This is a genomic window from Mesorhizobium sp. 131-2-1, assembly GCF_016756535.1.
Lineage (GTDB): Bacteria > Pseudomonadota > Alphaproteobacteria > Rhizobiales > Rhizobiaceae > Mesorhizobium.
In genome coordinates this window covers 658764-675858 of record NZ_AP023247.1, presented here as the reverse complement: position 1 = coordinate 675858, position 17095 = coordinate 658764, and the positions used below count along the sequence as shown (strand labels likewise).

At 64.0% G+C, this 17095-nt stretch carries 15 protein-coding genes and 1 tRNA gene; 7 read left to right on the top strand and 9 right to left on the bottom strand.

The window, feature by feature from the left end:
* Positions 1-115 precede the first annotated feature (115 nt).
* Both JG743_RS03160 and msrB read left to right on the top strand, forming a co-directional pair.
* Positions 116-673: a fasciclin domain-containing protein gene (locus tag JG743_RS03160; RefSeq protein WP_202298220.1), complete on the top strand. Its 558-nt coding sequence runs from the start codon at positions 116-118 to the stop codon at positions 671-673.
* A gap of 208 nt (positions 674-881) precedes the next feature.
* On the top strand, positions 882-1385 hold the full coding sequence (gene msrB / locus JG743_RS03155; protein WP_202298218.1) for a peptide-methionine (R)-S-oxide reductase MsrB: 504 nt from the start codon (positions 882-884) through the stop codon (positions 1383-1385).
* A gap of 113 nt (positions 1386-1498) precedes the next feature.
* On the opposite strand, the gene JG743_RS03150 is transcribed toward msrB, so the two are convergent.
* Together JG743_RS03150 and JG743_RS03145 are read right to left on the bottom strand one after the other, a co-directional pair.
* Complete coding sequence (locus JG743_RS03150; RefSeq protein WP_202298216.1) at positions 1499-3112, bottom strand: DHA2 family efflux MFS transporter permease subunit; 1614 nt, start codon at positions 3110-3112, stop codon at positions 1499-1501.
* 131 nt (positions 3113-3243) lie between these two features.
* Positions 3244-4428: an HlyD family secretion protein gene (locus tag JG743_RS03145; protein ID WP_202298206.1), complete on the bottom strand. Its 1185-nt coding sequence runs from the start codon at positions 4426-4428 to the stop codon at positions 3244-3246.
* A 147-nt stretch (positions 4429-4575) separates the two neighbouring features.
* Between JG743_RS03145 and JG743_RS03140 the strand changes: the two genes are divergently transcribed.
* Positions 4576-5292, top strand: coding sequence for a TetR/AcrR family transcriptional regulator (locus tag JG743_RS03140; RefSeq protein WP_202298204.1), 717 nt, complete (start codon positions 4576-4578; stop codon positions 5290-5292).
* Between the two features lie 215 nt (positions 5293-5507).
* Positions 5508-7958 (top strand): DNA translocase FtsK, encoded by a 2451-nt coding sequence (locus JG743_RS03135; protein ID WP_202298202.1) that lies wholly within the window; start codon positions 5508-5510, stop codon positions 7956-7958.
* A 79-nt stretch (positions 7959-8037) separates the two neighbouring features.
* Here the strand turns inward: JG743_RS03135 and yihA are convergent, their stop codons facing one another.
* From yihA to rpmH, 5 genes are all read right to left on the bottom strand, one after another.
* On the bottom strand, positions 8038-8688 hold the full coding sequence (gene yihA, locus JG743_RS03130; RefSeq protein WP_202298200.1) for a ribosome biogenesis GTP-binding protein YihA/YsxC: 651 nt from the start codon (positions 8686-8688) through the stop codon (positions 8038-8040).
* Positions 8688-9326: a CatB-related O-acetyltransferase gene (locus tag JG743_RS03125; protein ID WP_202298198.1), complete on the bottom strand. Its 639-nt coding sequence runs from the start codon at positions 9324-9326 to the stop codon at positions 8688-8690. Before JG743_RS03125 ends, yihA begins: the two co-directional genes overlap by 1 nt.
* Before the next feature lie 357 nt (positions 9327-9683).
* On the bottom strand, positions 9684-11504 hold the full coding sequence (gene yidC, locus JG743_RS03120) for a membrane protein insertase YidC (RefSeq protein ID WP_202298196.1): 1821 nt from the start codon (positions 11502-11504) through the stop codon (positions 9684-9686).
* 13 nt (positions 11505-11517) lie between these two features.
* Positions 11518-11871 carry a ribonuclease P protein component gene (rnpA, locus tag JG743_RS03115; protein WP_202298194.1) on the bottom strand — a complete coding sequence of 118 codons (354 nt, stop codon included), beginning with the start codon at positions 11869-11871 and terminating at the stop codon, positions 11518-11520.
* 16 nt (positions 11872-11887) lie between these two features.
* Positions 11888-12022, bottom strand: coding sequence for a 50S ribosomal protein L34 (gene rpmH, locus JG743_RS03110; RefSeq protein WP_008833937.1), 135 nt, complete (start codon positions 12020-12022; stop codon positions 11888-11890).
* Positions 12023-12298: 276 nt separating this feature from the next.
* Here rpmH and JG743_RS03105 point away from each other — a divergent pair, with 276 nt between their 5' ends.
* On the top strand, positions 12299-13786 hold the full coding sequence (locus tag JG743_RS03105) for a sensor histidine kinase (RefSeq protein ID WP_202298192.1): 1488 nt from the start codon (positions 12299-12301) through the stop codon (positions 13784-13786).
* A gap of 141 nt (positions 13787-13927) precedes the next feature.
* Positions 13928-14004, top strand: a tRNA-Arg gene (locus JG743_RS03100).
* A 92-nt stretch (positions 14005-14096) separates the two neighbouring features.
* On the opposite strand, the gene JG743_RS03095 is transcribed toward JG743_RS03100, so the two are convergent.
* Positions 14097-15740: an ATP-dependent Clp protease adaptor ClpS gene (locus tag JG743_RS03095; RefSeq protein WP_202298190.1), complete on the bottom strand. Its 1644-nt coding sequence runs from the start codon at positions 15738-15740 to the stop codon at positions 14097-14099.
* Between the two features lie 101 nt (positions 15741-15841).
* Positions 15842-16201, bottom strand: a complete 360-nt coding sequence (locus tag JG743_RS03090) for a VOC family protein (protein ID WP_202298181.1) — start codon at positions 16199-16201, stop codon at positions 15842-15844.
* Positions 16202-16355: 154 nt separating this feature from the next.
* On the opposite strand from JG743_RS03090, the gene JG743_RS03085 reads away from it, so the two are divergent.
* The gene (locus JG743_RS03085; RefSeq protein WP_202298179.1) at positions 16356-17078 is read left to right on the top strand and encodes an NUDIX hydrolase; all 723 of its coding nucleotides are present in this window, start codon (positions 16356-16358) and stop codon (positions 17076-17078) included.
* The last annotated feature ends 17 nt before the right edge of the window (positions 17079-17095 follow it).

The window sequence follows — 17095 nt, the reverse complement described above, 5'->3', positions numbered from 1 at the left end:
CTGTGCATGACGTCAGTTAAAAAAATTTGAGAGCGGGACGAAACTCATACAAACCTGCTCCGTATCTACTGGCGTTCCCAAAGATGGGCAACGATATCCAGAGGAGATAGAAACAATGCGTAAACTCGCCACCCTTTTGCTCGCCGGCACTATCGGTCTTTCCGCGCTCGGTGCGGTTGCCTATGCCGCCAATCCGATGGTCGGCGGCGCGCCGATGTATGCCAAGAAGAACATCATCGAGAATGCCGTCAACTCGAAGGACCACACCACGCTGGTCGCCGCCGTCAAGGCCGCCGGCCTGGTCGACACGCTGCAAGGCGCCGGTCCGTTCACCGTCTTCGCGCCGACCAACGAGGCTTTCGCGGCGCTGCCCGCTGGCACCGTCGAAATGCTGCTCAAGCCCGAGAACAAGGACAAGCTCACCAAGATCCTGACCTGCCACGTCATTGCTGCCAAGGCGATGGCCGCCGATGTCGCCAAGATGGCCAAGGCCGATGGCGGCGCGCACAAGGTCAAGACCGCAGGCGGCTGCGAACTGACGCTCAAGGCCGACAAGGGCAAGGTCACCGTCACCGACGAGAACGGCAATGTCGCCAATGTGACGATCGCCGATGTCCGGCAGTCGAACGGCGTCATCCACGTCATCGACAAGGTGCTGCTGCCGAAGATGTAACGAACGGCCTTCTGCCGGCGAACAGGCAGTAGGTCCTTCCAACCGCTCGCGTGTCTTGTTCATGCGTCCCGCGATCGGCAAGCGTCCGCTCCGTGCCGCGGCTTCCTCGAGGAGCCCGGTGCGGAGCGCTCGTTCGGGGGCGTCAACGGCCTTTTGATTTCCTCCGGGTCGTTGAATCTGGCAAACAGACAGCAGGGAGAAAATAGTGATGAACCGTCGCGATTTCCTTTGGAGCAGTGCCGCCGCCGGCACCTTGATGATCGCAGCCGGAGCGGCGCTCCGCATGGGCGGCCCAAAGCCTGCTCTGGCCGCCGAAACCTTCGAAGTGACCAAGACCGACGCCGAGTGGCATGCCGTCCTGTCCGACGCCGCCTACAATGTGCTGCGCAAGGAGGGCACCGAATATCCCGGCACCAGCCCGCTGCTCAACGAGCACCGCAAGGGCATCTTCGCCTGCGCCGGCTGCGACCTGCCGGTCTACCCGTCCGAGACCAAGTTCGATTCCGGCACCGGCTGGCCGAGCTTCTGGCAGGAGATCGCCAACGCCATCGGCAGGACCGAGGACCGCTCGCTCGGCATGACCCGCACCGAGGTGCATTGCCGCCGCTGCGGTGGCCATCTCGGCCATGTCTTCGATGACGGCCCGCCGCCGACCGGCCTGCGCCACTGCATCAATGGCGTGGCGCTGAGCTTCAAGCCGGCCACCGCCTGAGAGGCGCGGACCGCTCCGATCCGAGTTGAAGTTTGACTTAAAGCATGACCCCGGAAATCGTCGCCGATTTCCGGGGTCATGCACGAGGGGCGCCAGGGGGGTTCCGGCGCGCCTCAATGGCCTCCGCCACCGCCGCCGGCCTGGTCGGCCGGCTTGCGGATGAACAGGACGAACAGTCCGAGCGTCGCGAACAACACCGTCAGCATGTAGAACACGTCCATGAAGGACAGCAGCGATGCCTGCTGCTGGACCATGCCGGACAGCTTGGAGATCGCCGCCTTGCCGGCGTCGAGCCCCGCGGTCTGCTCGAAGTTCAGCGTCATGTTCTGCAGCTTCTGCTGCGCTTCGGCGCTGCCCCACTGCACATGCTCGGCGAGCCTGGCGTAGTGGAAGGCGTTGCGGTCGATCAGCACCGTGTTGATGACAGCGAGGCCGACGGCGCCGCCGAGGTTGCGGGTCAGGTTGAACAGGCCCGACGCATTCTTCAGCCGCTCCGGCGGCAGCGTGCCGAGCGCGATGTTGTTGATCGGCACCATGCACAGCATCATCGAGCAGCCGCGCAGGATCTGCGGGATCAGCAGTTCGTAGAAATCCCAGTCGGCAGTCAGATGCGTCATCCACCAGGTGCCAGTGGCGAAGCCGAAGAAGCCGATCATCATCATGAGCCTGAGATCGATCTTGTTCGACAGGATGCCGGCAACGGGCGCTGTGAAGAACATCGCCAGGCCGCTGACGAACAGCGCCTCGCCGATCATCATCGAATCGTAACCGCGGATACGGCCCAGAAACACCGGATAGAGATAGGTCAGCCCGTAGAGGCCGATGCCGACGACGAAGGAGAACAGCGAGCCGAAGGCGAAGTTGACGTTGGTGAAGGCCCTCAGATCGACGATAGGCTCCTCGGCGGTGAAGGCGCGCCAGAAGAACAGCACGGCGCCGACGGTCATGACGACGGCGCAGATGAGCACCGCCTGGTCCTGCAGCCAGTCATTGTTCGGGCCCTCTTCCAGCACATATTCCATGCAGCCGAGGAAGGCTGCCATGCCGGCGAGACCCCACCAGTCGAACTTTGAGAACAGCTTGAGATTGGGCTTGTCGAAATCGATCAGCGTCCAGGCAGCCGTCGCCACCAGTATGCCGGGCACGACATTGATCAGGAACAGCCAGTGCCAGGACATGGCGTGGCTGATATAGCCGCCGACCGTCGGGCCAATCGTCGGCGCCAGCGTCGCCACCAGGCCGATCATCGGCGAGACGATGGCGCGGCGCGACGGCGGGAAGATGGTGAAGGCGGCCGCGAAGACGCTGGGGATCATGCCGCCGCCGATGAAGCCTTGGACGGCGCGGTAGACGATCATCTGGTCGATGTTGGTCGCGGTGGCGGCCAGCGCGCTGGCCGCGGTGAAGCCGGCGGCAGCTATCGTGAACAGCACCCGCGTCGACAGCATCCGGCTGAGGAAGCCGGACAGCGGGATCATCACCACCTCGGCGATCAGATAGGCGGTCTGCACCCACGGGATCTCGTCCGAGCTGGCGCTGAGGCCGGCCTGGATCTCGGCCAGAGAGGCCGAGACGATCTGGATGTCCAGGATCGCCATGAACATGCCGAACACCATCGCCAGGAAGGCGATGACGCGGCGAACCGGCATATGGTCAGCCGGCAGGGCGGGGGCCGCGGCCACCGGCCGTGCCGGCGCCGATCCTGCGGTAATGGTTGCGGTTGCCATGTCATGGCCTCCCTACGGCAATTCCGGGAAGCGCGCGCAGCGCCTTTCCGTCCAGAATCGCGTCAAAACAGATACTTGGAAGGCTGGGTGGCTCGGCGCTCAACAAGCCGCCGAGCCACCCCCCCAAGTGCTTAGTTGGCCGTCGCGGCGGGCGCGGTGCGGCTGTCGGCGGCGACGATGACGCTCAGGCCGGCGCGCAGCTTGCCGGTCGTCAAGACGTCGGCGGGCACGTCGATACGGACCGGAACGCGCTGCACCACCTTGGTGAAGTTGCCGGTGGCGTTTTCCGGCGGCAGCAGCGAGAACACCGCACCCGAAGCCGGCGCCAGCGAGGAGACCGTGCCTTCGAAGCTCTGGCCGTCGATCGCGTCGACCGTGATGCGGACCTTCTCGCCGGGCACCAGCCGGCCAAGCTGCGTCTCCTTGAAGTTGCCGACGATATAGAGCTTGTCCATCGGCACGACGACGGCGAGCTTCTGGCCGGGGCTGACCAGGTCGCCCTGCTCGACCGAGCGGTTGCCGACGACGCCGTCATAGGGCGCCTTGAGCACCGTAAAGGACAGATCCCGCGCGGCCTTGTCATGGCTGAGCTGCAGCGAGGCCAGCGTGCTTGCCGATTCGGCGCGTTGCGCTTCCAGCACGCCGATATTGGCCTGCGCGGCGGCGATCTGCGCATCGGCGCCGACCAACGCCGCCTTGGCCTGGTCGAGCGCGGTCTGTGCGTCGTCGAGCTGCGCCTGCGTTCCGACATGGGTCTTGAGCAGCTGCGCCGCGCGGTCTTGGGCGCGCGCCGCATTGTCGGCCGCGGCCTGGTCGGCCACCTTCTGCGCCTGCGCCTGCTGCAGCGAAGCCTGGGCCGCCTTGGTCTGCGCGTCGATGCGCTCGAGCGTCTTCGCCAGGGTGGCGATCTGCGCCTCGGCCTGGGCAACGGCTATTCTGTAGTCCCCATCATCGATGGTCAGCAGCGGGTCGCCGGCCTTCACCTTTTGGTTCTCGCTCACCAGGACCTTGTCGACATAGCCGGAGATCTTCGGCGACACGAACGACATGTCGGCCTGGACATAGGCGTCGTCGGTTGAGATCATGAAGCGGCCGTCGGTCCAGTAGTCGTAGCCATACCAGGCGCCGGCGCCGAGCAGCCCAAGCCCGATGATGGGCAAAAGCAGCGAGCGCACCGAACGCTTCTTCTTGGCAGGCGCTTCGGCGGGGACGACAGTGGCGGGCTGCGGAAGCGCTTCCGGCGCTTCGGTCGACGGAGCGACCTTGGCATTGGGAAACGGACGGACTTCGGCGGATGCGGGCGCGTTAGAGGACATGATATCTCTCAGCAGGGTCTATATAAGGAAATTCTGTTATACTGAACCGTTCGGTTCGATGCGGAGATTGACTTAGCGCGGAAACAGGCCCATATCAAGGGGCAATCGAACCAGTCGGTTCGAATTATTTTGCGAGGTGTGACTTTTATGGTCGAAACAGTGTCCGACAGCGGCGAGGACCAGTGCGACGTGCTGGACAGCCTGCGTCGCGGCCGTCCGGCGGCCGGGCAGGACCCCGTCAAGCGCAGCCAGATCATCGAGGGCGCGCGCCGTGTCTTCATCGACAAGGGCTTCGAGGCCGCGTCGATGAACGACATCACCCGCGAGGCCGGCGTCTCCAAGGGCACCATCTATGTCTACTTCGCCAACAAGGAAGAGCTGTTCGAGGCGCTGATCGAGGAAGAGCGCGGCACCATCTTCAAGAACATGTACGACATGCTCGACCGTGCCGACGACCTGCGTGAGACGCTGGTCAAGTTCGGCAAGGTACTGTCGCTCAAGATCACGTCGGCCAAGGTCATCCAGGCGCAGCGCACGGTGATCGGCGCGGCCGACAGGATACCCGACATGGGCGCTCGGTTTTACGAACGCGGCCCGAAACGCGGCCATGACAGGGTCGCGGCCTTCCTCAATGCCGCCATCGAGCGCGGCCTGCTGCAGATCGACGATGTCGACCTGGCCGCCTATCAGTTCACCGAACTCTGCCTGGCCGGATTTTTCCGCCAGTGCATATTCTCCTACCGCACCAAGGCCCCCAGCCAGGATGAGATCGACCACGTCGTCAGGTCGGGCGTCAGCATGTTCCTGAAGGCCTACGGCACCGAAAGGCTCGCGGCCGAGGAGCAGGCGGCCCAGTCGGCGTGAGACCTGAAGCGCGCGGAGCGTGAAGGATCGCGACGTGCTTTGACGACGCGACGCAGGCTGCGTCGTAACCGGCCTCGATGTTCGCCGGGTACGTCCTTCCTCCCGCCTATCGACCGTCGAGCGCGACTTTTGCGGAGCTCTCCGGAAGAGCTTGTTAACCATCGGTTCCTATGTCTCGGGACACGTTTGTTCGACGAATCTCGAGTGTGAAATCCATGCGTTTCTCCCGTGCCAATCCTTCCGGCGCTTCCGCCTATGGCGACAACGACGACACTCATCCGGAAGATGCCCGGCACCATGGCGCGGCCGCGCCACCGCAGCGGCAACCGCGGCAGGTCGTCACGCTGACAGCCTCCGTTGAAGGCGAATCGAACGCCGCCGCCTCGTTGGATTCTGAGGGTGGCGAGTTCGGCCGCCCGGCCTGGCAGCAATATTTCTTCCTCGCGCCCAATGTGCGCTTTACCCGCACGCCGGATTCCGACAAGCGGCCCGCAGCGCAGCCGGATGATGAAGCGCCGGCCAAGGCGATGCCTTCCCGCGGCGATTCCGTCCGCCCCGCGCCGTCGGCCCCCCAGCCGGCCACTCCGGCCCGGGAAATTTCCGGCCTAGCCCCCACGGCTTCGGCCAGATCGCCTCAGGCAATCGTCAAGCCGACGCAGGCCATTGCCGCGCCGCCACGGGCGGTCGCCACTCCGGCGCAAAAGGCGCAGCCGCCGAAATTTCGCTGGTCCTATCTTTCCGATGATGCGTTTTTCGAGTTCAGCATGCCCTTGCTCGCCGAGCGCCTGGCGCGGGCTCGCCTGAACGAATCGTCGCGACCGCCGGCCTCCGCGCCGGTGCATCCTCCGGCGCCGACCCAGTCCAGCCCCGCCTCCAAGGGCGAAGCAATTTCGTTCTACCGCATCATCGAATGGCGTTCGAACGGGCCGGCCGAAAGCCCTGCTCCAACGACAACGCTGGCCGACACGCCCGCCGCCCGGCCCGCTCCACTGGACATCGAGCCCCGGGCGCCCGCAATGGAGCCCGCCGCGCGGAGTTCCGTTCCAAAAAGCGCCCGGACCGCGAAGCGCGCGCCGTCTTTGCCTGTCGCCGGCAAGGTGGTGCCGTTGACCGCCCCGTCCGGCTACGAGCTTCCTTCCGAGGACCTGCTGCAAATGCCGCCGGAGGGCCAGGGCTTCTACATGTCGCAAGAGCGGATGGAACAGAACGCCGACCTGCTCGAAAGCGTACTTGAGGATTTCGGCGTCAAGGGCGAGATCATCCATGTCCGGCCTGGTCCGGTCGTCACTCTCTACGAGTTCGAGCCGGCGCCCGGCGTGAAATCCAGCCGTGTCATCGGCCTGGCCGACGACATCGCCCGCTCCATGTCGGCGATCTCGGCGCGCGTCGCCGTCGTGCCCGGCCGCAACGTCATCGGCATCGAACTGCCTAACGAGACGCGCGAGACGGTCTATTTCCGCGAGTTGATCGAATCGGCCGGCTTCCGCAACACGTCCTGCAAGCTGGCGCTCGGCCTCGGCAAGACGATCGGCGGCGAGCCGGTCATCGCCGACCTGGCCAAGATGCCCCATCTGCTGGTCGCGGGCACCACCGGCTCGGGCAAATCGGTCGCCATCAACACCATGATCCTGTCGCTGCTCTATCGGATGAAGCCAGAGGAATGCCGCCTCATCATGGTCGACCCAAAGATGCTGGAGCTGTCCGTCTATGACGGCATCCCGCATCTTTTGACGCCGGTCGTCACCGATTCCAAGAAGGCCGTCACGGCGCTGAAATGGACAGTGCGCGAGATGGAGGATCGCTACCGCAAGATGGCGCGCCTCGGCGTGCGCAACATCGACGGCTACAACCAGCGCGCCGCCACCGCCCGCGACAACGGTGAGGTCGTGGTCATGCAGGCGCAGGTCGGCTTCGAGAAGGGCACGGGCGAGCCGCTGTTCGAGGAACGGGAAATCGACCTCGCGCCTATGCCCTACATCGTCATCATCGTCGACGAGATGGCCGACCTGATGATGGTGGCCGGCAAGGAGATCGAAGGCGCCATCCAGCGGCTGGCGCAGATGGCGCGCGCCGCCGGCATCCACTTGATCATGGCTACGCAGCGCCCCTCGGTCGACGTCATCACCGGCACGATCAAGGCCAACTTCCCGACCCGCATCTCCTTCCAGGTGACATCGAAGATCGACAGCCGCACCATCCTGGGCGAGCAGGGCGCCGAACAGTTGCTCGGCCAGGGCGACATGCTGCATATGGCTGGCGGCGGGCGCATTGTCCGCGTGCATGGCCCCTTCGTATCCGACCTGGAGGTCGAGCACGTCGTGGCGCATCTGAAGGCGCAGGGGCGTCCGGAATATCTCGAAACGGTCACCGCCGACGAGGAGGCGGAAGAAGAGGCGGCCGACGCGGGTCCGGTCTTCGACAAGGGCTCGGTCGACCCCGAGGATGGCGACGCGCTGTACGAGGAGGCCGTCAAAGTGGTCAAGCGCGACAAGAAATGCTCGACCTCCTACATCCAGCGCCGCCTCGGCATCGGCTACAATCGCGCCGCATCGCTGGTCGAACGCATGGAGAAGGAAGGCCTGGTCGGCACTCCCAACCATGTCGGCAAGCGTGAAATCCTTGCCGGTCGGCGGGACCACGCGCCGGAACGCGACGAGACGGATTGACGTCGATCGGAGTTAAGGCCCGGGCGATATGCCGGTCCGGCCGTCTTGTTTGATCTGACGCGCTTTCGCGGCGGGTGCGTCAGCCGCCATTGGCGGCGAGCACGATCGCCGCGCGCAACTCCTCAAGTCCGTCACTCTTTTCCGATGACGTTGCCAGGACGAACGGGAAGGCGGCCGGCCGCTTCTTGATCTTCGCCAGCGTCTCCTCGATCAGCCGCGGCACGCCGGCCGCCTTGATCTTGTCGGTCTTGGTCAGCACGATCTGGTACGAAACCGCCGCCTTGTCGAGCAGCGACAGCACCTCGTCGTCCTTGGCCTTGATGCCGTGGCGGGCATCGATCAGCACATAGACGCGCTTCAGCGTCACGCGGCCCTTGAGATAGTCGAAGACCAGTTTCGTCCAGTCGTCGACCTTTTCCTTCGGCGCGCTCGCATAGCCGTAGCCCGGCATGTCGACCAGCGCCATCGGCGGCAGGTCGGCGCCTTCGCCGGAAAAACCGTCCGGCACGAAATAGTTGAGCTCCTGCGTCCGTCCCGGCGTGTTCGAGGTGCGCGCCAGCCCCTTCTGGCCGACCAGGGCGTTGATCAGTGACGATTTGCCGACATTCGAACGGCCGGCGAAGGCGATCTCCGGCGGTCCTTCCGGCGGCAGGAACTTCATCGCCGGCACGCCGCGGATGAAGATCCAGCCTCTTGTGAACAGGTCGGTGGCGATTACGGTGTTGTCCATCAAATGGCCGCCTCCAGGCGGGAAATATCGGCGCCTCTGATGGCGTTGAGGTTGCGGCTGATCTTGTCCACCGGCCAATCCCACCAGGATGCCATCAGCAATCGCCGGACCGTCTTGTCGTCGAAGCGCATCTTCACCACCTTGGCCGCGTTGCCGGCAACGATCGCATAGGCCGGCACGTCGTGCGTGACAACCGATTTCGCCGCGACGATGGCGCCATGGCCGATTGTCACCCCAGGCATGATCACCGCATCCATGCCGATCCACACGTCATTGCCGATCACCGTGTCGCCGCGCACCTCCTTTGCCCATGCCTTCGGATCGAAGCCTTCCTCCCAGCCATGGCCGAAGATGTTGAACGGATAGGTCGAGAAGCCCGACATGGCATGGTTGGCGCCGTTCATGATGAAGCGCGCGCCCTCGGCGATGGCGCAGAACTTGCCGATGATCAGCCTGTCGCCGATGAACGGATAGTGGTGCAGCACGCAGCGTTCGGCGAATTTGTCCGGCCCGTCCGGGTCATCGTAGTAGGTGAAGTCGCCGATCTCGATGTTGGGCGCGGTGACCAGCCCTTTCAGGAAGCCGACGCGCGGATGCATCGGGATCGGGTGCTTGATGTTCGGGTTGGGTCCGATCATGGGCTGGCTCCGTCAAATCTCCGGCAGGCCCAAGATAGCGTGATTTGGAGCTGGATAAACCGGGGTCCCGCGAAGGTCGGCAGGACCCCGGTCGCCGGGACGGCCTCCCAAACACCGGCGCTTTTGCGCCGGAAGCCGTCACCGTGGCGTGGTATCTTGCCGCGACGCTAAACGTGACGATCGGCAAAACCCTTGGCCGCTTCCCGCAAATGGCGCGCCGGAGCGCGCTGGGGTCGCAACGGAACAGTTACGGCGCGCGGCAGGCCGGAGTTTCACCGGTCACAAAATGTGATCGGAAACAAAAAAACCCCGGACGAGCCGGGGGTCTTTGTAAACTTGCCAGGGGTTGGACGCCGGCTATTCCGCCGGCGAGGGTTTCTTGCGGAACAGTGCCGCCAGATTGTCCCACAATTCGATCTTGGCGCCCTGGCGCTTCATGATCACGCCCTGCTGCAGGATCGACAGCAGATTGTTCCAGGCCCAGTAGATGACGAGGCCAGCGGGGAAGCCCGCCATCATGAAGGTGAAGATGATCGGCATCCAGGTGAAGATCGCGGCCTGCGTCGGGTCCGGCGGCGCCGGGTTCATGCGCATCTGCAGGAACATGGTGATGCCCATCAGCAGCGGCCAGACGCCGATCATCAGCATATGCGGCAGCGTCAGAGGGATCAGGCCGAACAGGTTGAAGATCGAGGTCGGGTCGGGCGCGGCCAGGTCCTGGATCCAGCCGAAGAACGGCGCGTGGCGCATCTCGATGGTGATGTAGAGCACCTTGTAGAGCGAGAAGAACACCGGGATCTGCAGCGCCACCGGCCAGCAGCCGGCGAGCGGATTGATCTTCTCGGTCTTGTAGAGCTCCATCATCGCCTGCTGCTGCTTCATCTTGTCGTCCGCGTATTTCTCGCGGATCTCGAGCATCTTCGGCTGCACCTTCTTCATGTTCGCCATCGACGCGTAGGACTTGTTGGCGAGCGGGAAGAAGATCGCCTTGACGATGACGGTGGTGGCGAGGATCGCCAGGCCGAAATTGCCGAAGAATTTGTAGAGCGTGTCGATCAGCCAGAACATCGGCTTGGTGATGAAGTGGAACCAGCCCCAGTCGATCAGGAGGTCGAACCGCTTGATGTGACGGTCCTCGGCATAGGCGTTGATCTTGGCGACTTCCTTGGCGCCGGCGAACACCTCGGTCTCGACCGTCGTCGACTGGCCGGCATCGACATTGATCGCGTCGGTCAGGAAGTCGGACTGGTAGCGGTGGCGGCCATCCTCGAAAAAGGCGTAGCGCGGCTGGAACGGCTGCTTTTCGGTCGGCACCAGCGTCACCGCCCAGTATTTGTCGGTGATGCCGAGCCAGCCGTCGGTGGACTTGCCGGGCTGGGCCTGCTTGTCCTTCTCGATGGACGCGTATTTGTGCTCCTGCAGGCCTTCCGTCCCGGTATAGCCGATCAGGCCCTCATGCAGCACATAGGTGCTGGCGACAGCCGGCTTGTCGAAGCGGGTGACGCGGCCATAGTTGAACAGCGAGATAGCCGCCGTTCCCGAATTCTGCACCGTATCGGAAACCGTGAACATATAGTCGTTGTCGACCGAGACGGTGCGCTTGAAGGTCAGGCCTTTGTCGTTGGAATAGGTCAGCGTCACCGGCGTCGACGGCGTCAGCGTCGCATTGCCGTCGACTGTCCACACCGTATCGGCGCCCGGCACCGCGCCGGTCTTGTCGTTGCCGACGAAGCCGATCTCGGCGAAATAGCCGTTGGGCAGCGCCGACGGATTGAGCAGCTCGATCTCGGGCGAGTTCTTGTCGACGGTCTCGGTGTAGTGCTTGAGCTTGAGGTCGTCGAGGCGCGCGCCGGTCAGGTTGATCGAGCCTTCGAGGCTCGGCGTGTCGATCTTGACGCGGCTGGTCGCGGCCAGCGCCTGCGCGCGGCCGGCCGCCGTCACGGCTTCGCCGCCGGGGGCGTTGGGAATGGTGCCCGGCGCCGGCGCCGGCGCCGGCGTGCTGGCGGCACCGGGATTGGCGGCTTCGGCCGCCTTCTTCTGCTCGGCCTGCCGCTGCTCCTCGATGCGGGCCGCCTCGCGCTGCTGCTCGACGCGCGGGTTCATGTAGAACACCTGCCACAGCGTCAGGATCAGCACCGACAGCGCGATGGTGATGAAGAAATTGCGGTTGTTTTCCATCGAAGCCCTTGGCCTATCGTGTTCCGCGCAGTCGGCGGGAGAGCTCGGCCTTCAGCTGGCCGAACGGGATGGCGAGCACGTCTTCGCGCCCGACGATGACATAGTCATTGCCGGGCGCCATGTCATCGGCCGCATGCGTGCGCACGGCTTCTCTCAGCCGCCGCCGGACGCGGTTGCGAACGACGGCATTGCCGACCTTCTTGGTGACGGTGTAGCCGACGCGCGGCGCCAGACCGTCGCCACGGTCGAGAACCTCGACGAGAAAAAGCCGCCCGCGGCGCTTTTCGCCGCTGCGGACAGCCAGGAAATCCGCGCGCTTCAGAAGCCGCTTGGGAGTTTGTCCCACTGGCTTGCCGGTTGCGGGCAACGATCTCGTCTTCCGTTCAGGCGCTGAGCCGCTTGCGGCCGCGGTTGCGGCGGGCTGCGACGACGCCGCGACCACCCTTGGTGGCCATGCGGGCACGGAAACCGTGCCGGCGCTTGCGGACGAGTTTGGACGGTTGGTAGGTACGCTTCATTTGTTTTAATACCGCGGGGTGCGGCCCTTCTTGATTCTGTCACTCTGTAACAGGAGCTTTGCCGGGCCGGTTTAGGCGCGATCGAAACCGCGCCGGGACGAATGGCCCGAGCGTGAGCGGGCTTATAGAAAGAAGGGTTTTGGAAGTCAATCCGGCGCCTGCCGGCCCTTTGTCGCGATTGCTCGGCGGATGTTTTTTATCCGGCCAACGATGAAATTGGCAAAAAAGCCGCAATCGCCTAATCTTCGCTATCAAGTGTTTGTGAAGACCTGAAGCATGAGTGAAGCCCAAGCCACGGACGAAAGGGCAGGCGCGGCGAGCACCGCCGCCCGCACGGTGCCCCTGTCGCGTGGCCTGTCGACCAAGCTTCTGCTGCTCACCATCGTCTTCGTGCTTTTGGCCGAAATCCTGATTTTCCTGCCCTGGATCGCCAGCTACCGGGTGAGCTGGCTGAAGGAGCGGCTGGGCACGGCGGCAGCGGTGTCGATCGTGCTGGTGCAAGGCGAGCCCAATTCGCTCTCGCGCACGGCCCAGAACGACGTGCTGATGGCGATCGGCGCCAAGGCGATCGCGGTGCGCGACGGCGGCGTCTCGCGGCTGCTGGTGGTGTCCGAAATGCCGCCGCAGGTCGACGAGCATATCGACATTTCCAAAGTCGGCATGATCGAGGGCATGACCGGCGCGCTCGACACGCTGGTCTTCGGCGGCAAGCGCATGCTGCGCGTGTTCGGTCCGGTCGGCGAGAGCGACAAGGAATTCGAGCTGATCATGCCCGATTACGCCTTGCGCAGCGCCATGCTGGTCTATTCGCGCAACGTCGCCTTCGTCTCGCTGCTGATCTCGCTGTTCACCGCGATGCTGGTCTATGCCGCGATCGACCTGATCATGATCGGCCCGATCCGCGCCATGACGCGCTCGATGCTGACCTTCTCCGAGGCGCCCGACGATCCCGGCCGCATCATCCGTCCCGCTGCCCGCGCCGACGAGATCGGCGTTGCCGAGCGTGAGCTGTCGCAGATGCAGGAACGGCTGCAGAAGATGCTTTCCGAGCAGAAGCACCTCGCCGATCTGGGACTCGCTGTGTCGAAGATCAACCACGACATGCGCAACATCCTGGCCTCCGCGCAGCTGATGTCGGATCGCTTGCGCCAAGTGAAGGACCCGACCGTGCAGTCCTTTGCGCCGAAGCTGCTGCGCGCGCTAGACCGCGCCGTCTCCTATTCGGAAGGCGTGCTCGCCTATGGCCGCACGCAGGAGCCGCCGCCCTCGCGCCGCCGCGTCCGGCTGCGCCAACTGGTCGAGGACGTGCACGGCCTGCTCGACATCGAGGAGGGCATAGAGTTCGTCAATGCGGTCGAGCACGCCTTCGAGGTCGATGCCGATTCCGATCAGCTGTTCCGGGTGCTGACCAATCTCTGCCGCAACGCAGTGCAGGCGATGGCCGCCGATACCGAGGACGCGGTCGTACGCCGCCTGGCGGTCTCGGCCGAGCGGCTGGGCAGCGTCAGTCGCATCGTCGTCACCGACACCGGCCCCGGCCTGCCGCCGAAAGCGCGCGAGAACCTGTTCGCCGCCTTCCGCGGCTCGGCGCGCAGCGGCGGCACTGGGCTCGGCCTGGCCATCGCCTACGAGCTGATCCGCGCCCATGGCGGCACCGTCGAGCTGGTCGAATCGATCGGCGGGCGCACCACCTTCGCCGTCACCATCCCCGACCAGCCGGTCCGGCTGGACCAAGCGCGCGGAAGTTTGCGCCGACCGGCCTAGGCGAAACCGGGCAAAAGCGCCTGCGACAAAACTTTTGCCGGATCGGCTTGCTTTTCGGAAATTCAGTCGTTAGGGAACACGTCTCGTCGCGGCCGGTCGTCACGATCGGATCGCGGGGCTATGCAAAGCATGGCCTGTTGCGCGCCCGTAGCTCAGCTGGATAGAGCACCAGACTACGAATCTGGGGGTCAGGAGTTCGAATCTCTTCGGGCGCGCCATTCCATCATCGATGAGTTGAACTCCGTCGTTGCGCCACGGCAACGAACAGGTCGCCGTCACCTGCCCGTATTCGGACACGAGCTCAGCAACTCTATGGCCCCTCGGTTGCTGCTCCGCCAAGCAGCTTGATGTTGAGCCGGCCGCCCGTGAACAGCATGTCGTCCAGGGCTTCGGCCAGGTCCGTGGGGGTCACAACCTCTCCGTCGCCCCGCATGATGCTCGTTTGCGCGATACGGCGCATAAGCTCCTTGATGAACGCTGCGCTGACGCCCTTGGTGCGGGCCACGGCCTCTGCCACGATCTTGTCCGACAGTTTCAGTCCGCCGCCATAGAGGCGCACCAGCTTCTGCCGGCAGTCGTCGTCCGGCAGCGGCACCTCGATGGCCTGGTCGATGCGTCCCGGCCGTCCTGTCAGCGCGCCTTCAAGCTGTTCGGGGCGGTTGGTGGTGAGCACGAACAGGATGTCGGCATTGTCCTTCAATCCGTCCATCTCGTTGAGCAGGGTGTTGAGCAGAGACTCTTCGCACGGACCGCTCATGTTCTCGCGGTCGCGGGCAATGAGGTCCACGTCCTCAATCACCACCGTAGCCGGCTGCAGCAGGCGCGCCAGGGTCATATATTGCGACAACAGGCCCATCTGGCCGGCCGTTATGATGAGTGTCGTATGGCCAGGAAGATTGGCGGCCAGATGGCGAATGGTATGCGTCTTGCCGGTGCCCGGCGGGCCGTAGAGCAAGATGCCCTTTCGCGTCGATTGCCCGAGCCGCCTCAGTGCCTCCCGGCTCTCGATGAACCGGATCACGTTGCGGTCGAGAAGTTTCAAGGTCCGTTCCGGCAGGATGATCTCGTCACGCCGCACCTGCGGCAAGCGATGGACCATCACGCCTTTCGTACGGCCGCTATAGTCACCTTCCGTTTCGAGCGAGAGAACCTTGCCGCGGTAGGAGCGCGCGGCATTGATGGCGGCCTCTAGCTCTGAGAAGCAGCGGTCCACCAGGGCCACGCCGGCCTCGCCCGCGGGCACGGCGATCTCGACGCAGGTCCCGGCCTCGCGGCCGTATTCGCGGTGAAATGACAACACCACCGCGTAATGCAGGTCGCCATCGCGATTGAGCCACAAACCGTTGTTGAGGCATTTTATCGGCTCTCTTTCGCCGATATCGACATCCTGGTACTGCGCCGCCGATATGGTGACTGCGTACTGCCCGTCCTTTGTCAGCGCTGCATAGGTCAGCGTCTCGTAGCGATGCTGTTCATAAAGGCCGAAGAAGCGGAGAGGCGAGGCCGAGAACAGTTTATCGAGCGCCACCTGCACGTCGGCGCGCATATGGCCGGGAAACTGGCGCGACGTTGCGATGATCTCGTCATGTGCCAGTCCGCTGAAATGCCAGCCGATGGCCTCGTAGGCATATTTGAACTTCCTGTCCCGCGAAGCCTGTGGCGGATCGCCGGCGCCGGCCAATTCCTCTGTCTTATACGGAGCGGCCGTGATGCGAAGCGGGTGACCGGCCGCCTTGATGCGCTGCTGCGCCGTGTCCAGCATGGCCTTCGCGACCGCGGATGGATAGCTGCCGCACGCGGCCCTTCCTTGCTGCGATACTGTCGCGGTCAACGCTTCTGCTTCCGCCTCCGATCGACCAAAGACCGAGCGGATGAGATCGACGACAAACGGCCACGGAGTCTGGTCATCATTGTGAATGACAAGTTGCAAGGGCTTGGCGGCTGTATGGCGCACTGTAACGGCTCACTTTCCTGGGCTGCTGCGCGCCGACAATATCTGCGCCATATTACATGAATTGTTAACGACCTAATGCCGCCGCGGGCGACATTGCCACCCTATTTGAATTCAAACAGTTCTATCAGGTTACCGGATGGGTCTTTCAAAAGCCTGGCTCGGCCGGCCCCCGCTTCGCTGACTGCCCCTCTAAATTCGGCCCCACCGGCATCCAACCGGCTGATGAGACCATCTAAGTCCTTTGTAACAATCATGAACCGGTTCCATCCACCGGGTTCGGGGTTGCCGCCGGCTGTTCCTCCACTGCCTGCTCCGGGCGCGCTCAAGTAGAGCGTCAGGTCATCACGAACAAGCGCTGCGAACTTGCCGGGATTGTGCATGTTCACCGAGAACTCGAGCTTGTCGCGGTAGAATTCGACCGATCTGTCTACGCTCGTCACGATGTATCGGATAGATGCCATTGTGCGCGCTCCGTCTGTGCAAACGCACGGATTTGCCTGGCGTTCCAAGAGGTGCCGCCGAGCGGAAGGTTGGAATCGGATACGGACCAGTCGCCTGTTGACATATATGCAGAATAGATATATATATCTTGTATATTAGAGGCGAGACACGTCGATGACCGAGACCGATTTCCTCAAGGATTACGATCCCAGCGCATTCCAGCGGCCGTCGGTGGCGGTCGACCTCGTCTTGCTGGGGCTGCGCGAAGGCCGCCCGGCAGTCCTGCTGCTCAGGCGCGACCAGCATCCCCATGCAGGCCGCTGGGCGCTGCCGGGCGGCTTTGTCGGTATCGACGAGTCCCTCGACGCCGCGGCCGCGCGCGTGCTGCGCGAGAAGGCCGGAATGGCCGAAGCCCACCTCGAACAGCTCTACACATTCGGTGCGGTGGATCGCGATCCGCGCATGCGCATCATCAGCGTCGCCTATCTCGCTCTGCTGACCGAGAAAGCTTTCGACGCGGCCGCGCGGGCGATGCCAACTCTGATGCCCGCCGCCATCCACGTGCCCTGGGCCGGTGAGGCTGGCGGTCCGGTCAGCGTGCTGTCGCCGGACAACGAAAAGCTCGCGCTCGCCTTCGACCATGCCGACATCCTGGCAATGGCGATGCTCAGGCTGCGCGGCAAGCTCGACTATTCCGACGTTGCCTTCGCGCTGCTGCCCAAGCTGTTCACGCTGCGGCAGCTCCAGGACGTGCACGAGGCAATTCTCGGTGCATCGCTCAACAAGCCGGCCTTTCGCCGGCGACTGCTCGACAAGGGCTGGTTGGCGGCGACCGGCGCCTACGAGGCGGGCACCGCCTACCGACCGGCAGAACTGTATCGTTTCCAGCGTCCGTGACCGATTGAGGGAGACAC

Bases quoted from the DNA above. Each gene is read 5' to 3' on its own strand.
- JG743_RS03160 (WP_202298220.1), top strand. From the start codon at position 116: ATGCGTAAACTCGCCACCCTTTTGCTCGCCGGCACTATCGGTCTTTCC.
- msrB (WP_202298218.1), top strand. From the start codon at position 882: ATGAACCGTCGCGATTTCCTTTGGAGCAGTGCCGCCGCCGGCACCTTG.
- JG743_RS03150 (WP_202298216.1), bottom strand. From the start codon at position 3,112: ATGGCAACCGCAACCATTACCGCAGGATCGGCGCCGGCACGGCCGGTG.
- JG743_RS03145 (WP_202298206.1), bottom strand. From the start codon at position 4,428: ATGTCCTCTAACGCGCCCGCATCCGCCGAAGTCCGTCCGTTTCCCAAT.
- JG743_RS03140 (WP_202298204.1), top strand. From the start codon at position 4,576: ATGGTCGAAACAGTGTCCGACAGCGGCGAGGACCAGTGCGACGTGCTG.
- JG743_RS03135 (WP_202298202.1), top strand. From the start codon at position 5,508: ATGCGTTTCTCCCGTGCCAATCCTTCCGGCGCTTCCGCCTATGGCGAC.
- yihA (WP_202298200.1), bottom strand. From the start codon at position 8,688: ATGGACAACACCGTAATCGCCACCGACCTGTTCACAAGAGGCTGGATC.
- JG743_RS03125 (WP_202298198.1), bottom strand. From the start codon at position 9,326: ATGATCGGACCCAACCCGAACATCAAGCACCCGATCCCGATGCATCCG.
- yidC (WP_202298196.1), bottom strand. From the start codon at position 11,504: ATGGAAAACAACCGCAATTTCTTCATCACCATCGCGCTGTCGGTGCTG.
- rpmH (WP_008833937.1), bottom strand. From the start codon at position 12,022: ATGAAGCGTACCTACCAACCGTCCAAACTCGTCCGCAAGCGCCGGCAC.
- JG743_RS03105 (WP_202298192.1), top strand. From the start codon at position 12,299: ATGAGTGAAGCCCAAGCCACGGACGAAAGGGCAGGCGCGGCGAGCACC.
- JG743_RS03090 (WP_202298181.1), bottom strand. From the start codon at position 16,201: ATGGCATCTATCCGATACATCGTGACGAGCGTAGACAGATCGGTCGAA.
- JG743_RS03085 (WP_202298179.1), top strand. From the start codon at position 16,356: ATGACCGAGACCGATTTCCTCAAGGATTACGATCCCAGCGCATTCCAG.